The sequence below is a fragment of the Pseudomonas brassicae genome, assembly GCF_010671725.1.
In the GTDB taxonomy this organism is placed as follows: domain Bacteria; phylum Pseudomonadota; class Gammaproteobacteria; order Pseudomonadales; family Pseudomonadaceae; genus Aquipseudomonas; species Aquipseudomonas brassicae.
This window is the reverse complement of record NZ_JAAHBU010000631.1, coordinates 1-704: the sequence shown is the minus strand read 5'-3', so window position 1 is coordinate 704 and position 704 is coordinate 1. Positions and strand designations below refer to the sequence as shown.

General features: G+C 67.0%; 2 protein-coding genes. Both read left to right on the top strand.

Features of this window, described 5'->3' with window-relative positions; genetic code table 11:
• On the top strand, window positions 1-496 hold a 496-nt coding region (locus tag G3436_RS26780), incomplete at its 5' end, for an SDR family NAD(P)-dependent oxidoreductase (protein ID WP_163951370.1).
• A 14-nt stretch (window positions 497-510) separates the two neighbouring features.
• Window positions 511-704: thiolase family protein (locus G3436_RS26775; RefSeq protein WP_476644188.1), on the top strand; the 194-nt coding region annotated here is incomplete at its 3' end.

The following is a 704-nucleotide window of genomic DNA, read 5'->3' as shown; positions in this document are numbered from 1 at the left end:
CGCCGAGAAGGTGCTGGGCAAGCAGGGGCCGCATGGCCTGGACAGCTTCAGCCGGGTGATCAACGTCAACCTTGTCGGCAGCTTCAACCTGCTGCGTCTGGCTGCCGCGGCGATGGCCGATGGCGAGGCCGATAGTGCAGGCGAGCGCGGCGTGATCATCAACACCGCGTCAATTGCAGCCTATGACGGCCAGATCGGCCAGGCCGCCTATGCGGCATCCAAAGGTGCAATTGCCAGCCTGACCTTGCCGGTCGCCCGCGAGCTGGCGCGTTTCGGTATCCGCGTGATGACCATCGCTCCCGGTATCTTCGAGACCCCGATGATGGCCGGCATGACCCAGGAGGTGCGCGACTCGCTGGCCGCCGGCGTGCCGTTCCCGCCGCGCCTGGGGCGCCCGCAGGAGTACGCGGCGCTGGCGCGCCATATCATTGAAAACAGCATGCTCAACGGCGAGGTGATCCGACTCGACGGCGCCTTGCGCATGGCTGCCAAGTAATCCAGGAGAAGACCATGAGCATTCCCAATGACCCGATCGTGATCGTCAGTGCCGTGCGCACCCCCATGGGCGGTCTGCAGGGCGACCTCAAGAGCCTGACCGCGCCCCAGTTGGGCGCTGCGGCCATTCGTGCGGCGGTCGAGCGCGCCTGCGTGGCGGCCGACAGCGTCGACCAAGTGCTGTTCGGCTGCGTACTGCCGGCCGGCCT